This window comes from Pseudoalteromonas luteoviolacea (genome assembly GCF_018100925.1).
Classification (GTDB): Bacteria; Pseudomonadota; Gammaproteobacteria; order Enterobacterales; family Alteromonadaceae; genus Pseudoalteromonas; species Pseudoalteromonas obscura.
In genome coordinates, this window is sequence record NZ_JAGJEH010000032.1 from 1 (window position 1) to 2985 (window position 2985).

Annotated in this window: 3 protein-coding genes; 2 read left to right on the forward strand and 1 reads right to left on the reverse strand. The window is 42.7% G+C overall.

Features of this window, described 5'->3' with window-relative positions:
* Both J8M00_RS27835 and J8M00_RS27840 read left to right on the forward strand, forming a co-directional pair.
* Nucleotides 1–1822 (forward strand): tetratricopeptide repeat protein (locus J8M00_RS27835; RefSeq protein WP_211013622.1); only part of this gene is annotated, 1822 nt, incomplete at its 5' end.
* Between the two features lie 5 nt (nucleotides 1823–1827).
* On the forward strand, nucleotides 1828–2037 hold the full coding sequence (locus tag J8M00_RS27840; RefSeq protein ID WP_211013623.1) for a hypothetical protein: 210 nt from the start codon (nucleotides 1828–1830) through the stop codon (nucleotides 2035–2037).
* A gap of 32 nt (nucleotides 2038–2069) precedes the next feature.
* On the opposite strand, the gene J8M00_RS27845 is transcribed toward J8M00_RS27840, so the two are convergent.
* Nucleotides 2070–2985: hypothetical protein (locus J8M00_RS27845; RefSeq protein ID WP_211013624.1), on the reverse strand; the 916-nt coding region annotated here is incomplete at its 5' end.

Sequence of the window (2985 nt, forward strand, 5' to 3'; positions counted from 1 at the left end):
AGCTAACGATGTTGATGCAGCATTACAAGCAATTATAGATAGTGGCGACGTCGATAAAGCACAAGCGCTACTGTCAAAGCTGATTGATGATAACGAAGACACCATTCTCAAGCAGGCCGAGTATTACTACCAGCGCGGTTCGTTAACCTATCTTCATGAGTCTACACAAACACTTAAGGATTTTGTCAGGGCAACGCAATTAAACCCTGAGCATACAAATGCTTGGACTAGGGCTGGGCATATGTATAAGCGAATTGGTGAATTAGGCAGCGCATTGCAAGCTTATCAACATGTTTTAAGCTTGGCTGAAAAGACAGGTGGTAATGAAGGCAAAGCCGTATCATATTGCAATATAGGGAACGTTTATCGTACACAAGGCAAGCTAGATAAGGCACTTGAATATTACCAAAAAAGTCTTGAAATTGATGAGTCTCTTGGAAATAAAGAAGGTATGGCCAGTGATTATGGCAATATGGGGAATGTTTACCGTACACAAGGCGAGCTGGATAAGGCACTAGAGCATTATCAAAGAAGTCTTGAAAACTATGAGTCTCTAGGTGACAAAGAAGGCATGGCCAGTAATTATGGTAATATAGGGTCTGTTTACAAAACACAAAGTGAGCTAGATAAGGCACTTGAATATTACCAAAAGAGCCTAGAAATTGAAGAGTCTCTAGGTCGTAGAGAAGGGATGGCCAGTGATTATGGTAATATAGGGAATGTATACCAAATACAAGGCAACCTAGATAAGGCACTTGAATATCACCAAAAGAGCCTTGAAATTGAAGAGTCTCTAGGTCGTAGAGAAGGGATGGCCAGTGATTATTGTAATATAGGGAATGTATACCAAATACAAGGCAACCTAGATAAGGCACTTGAATATCACCAAAAGAGCCTTGAAATTAATGAGTTTCTAGGTCGTAGAGAAGGGATGGCCAGTGATTATTGTAATATAGGGAATCTATACCAAATACAAGGCGAGCTAGATAAGGCGCTTGAATATTACCAAAAGAGCCTGGAAATTAATGAGTCTCTAGGTCGTAGAACAGGGATGGCCAGTGATCATGGTAATATGGGGGTCGTTTACAAAACACAAGGTGAGCTAGATAAGGCGCTTGAATATCACCAAAAGAGCCTTGAAATTGAAGAGTCTCTAGGTCGTAGAGAAGGGATGGCCAGTGATTATGGTAATATGGGGGTCGTTTACCAAACAAAAGGCGAGCTGGATAAGGCACTTGAATATTACCAAAAGAGCCTGGAAATTGATGAGTTTCTAGGTCGTAGAGAAGGGATGGCCAATGATTATGGTAATATGGGGAATGTATACCAAATACAAGGCAACCTAGATAAGGCACTTGAATATTACCAAAAAAGCCTGGAAATTGATGAGTCGCTAGGTCGTAGAGAAGGGATGGCCATTGGCTATGGCAATATAGGGAACGTTTATCAAAGACAAGGCAAGCTAGATAAGGCGCTTGAATATTACCAAAAAAGCCTAGAAATCAATAAATTTCTAGGCAGTAAAGAAGGCATGGCGAGCCTGTATGGTAATATGGGGGTCGTTTACCAAACAAAAGGCGAGCTGGATAAGGCACTTGAATATTACCAAAAGAGCCTTGAAATCAGTGAATCTCTAGGTCGCAAAGAAGGCATGGCCAATCAGTATGCCAATATGGGCATATTATCTGAACTACAGGACGACCTCAATCAAGCAAAAGCGTATTGGGAAAAGGCCTTGGCATTATTAGAGCAAGTGGGCGCACGACCTAAAATAGCGGAAGTGTCTAGCTGGCTTGAAGAATTAGAGAATACAAAGGAGTAATAATTATGATTGAATGGTTTACCTCACTTGGTACAGGAGAGCAAATTGGTGCATTGACGCTGTTGGTGAGCATTGTCGGGGTACTTGTTGCTATATTCAAAAAGTCAGGGCGCTGTGAGCCGCAAAAATCCGTTAACCAGAGCATATCGGGAAATAACATTAAAAACGCCGTACAAATAGGTGGGGATAACAAAGGTGAGCTGCCGAAAAAGTAGCAGCCTCCATTTTATGTTAAATCAATTTGTTTTCACTTAATCCAGCCTAATGACTCTATCAGTTGAGCTGTACCACATAAAACCTCTTGGCCATTTGCATCTAACCGTGTTTGTTGGCCATCAATCATAAGAAGCGTGTTGTCATCTCCCCAATTTGACCCGTTGTGTATGAGTTGGGTGTACGCAAAGTTGATAAACACCTGATTGTTTCGCGCCACAAAGTATGAAAGCACTTTGACTCCTTTGCTGTTGTTACTCGGTGCGGTATGGCTAATCGGAGAGTGGGTGATACTGGATGAGGGGTCGAGAGGCACGCTGGTGATGGCATAATCAATCGCTTTATTGTGCGCCGTTGTTGATGTGCCCACTGAATTAGTAAGCGAATAAAGTAAGTCGCGCCCAGAATGAGGTTCACAGCTGTCAGTCATAAATACTGAGCGAGGCTGTATAAGACTCGTGGTTCTTTGATTATTCGCCTGTACGGTCATCGAGGCTTGGGTGTGGTAGTACACCAAGTAAATGTATTGGCTGGATGCCATGCTGGCACTGAGGTAAGTGGTGTTATTGATACTATCAAGCGCCGGACTCCATGTTTGCCAAGTTGCGCCTGTGTCGTTAGTCAAAATACCAGAGAGTATATTACTTGCTGGGCGAGATAAATGTAGATTGGTTGCGGTATTGTCTTGTAAAGAGTCGGGCACCCAGTGACCATACCAGCCATTTTTTAAGTCCGGGCACTGTAAAATTTTGGCGGGAGGGCCAAAAACATCTATATGAGGGATGTTTCCAGATACACTTGGGCTCGTGGTGGTTTGTGCCACAATGGCCGTTGGGGTGTCTTGATTGATGATAGTAAAGCCACTTGGCACTTCAGTCAAAGAGGTAAAAACTTGTGTGAAAGGGCATGTTTGTAGTCCTCGGTATTGACCTGTTTTCACCTGTAAATCT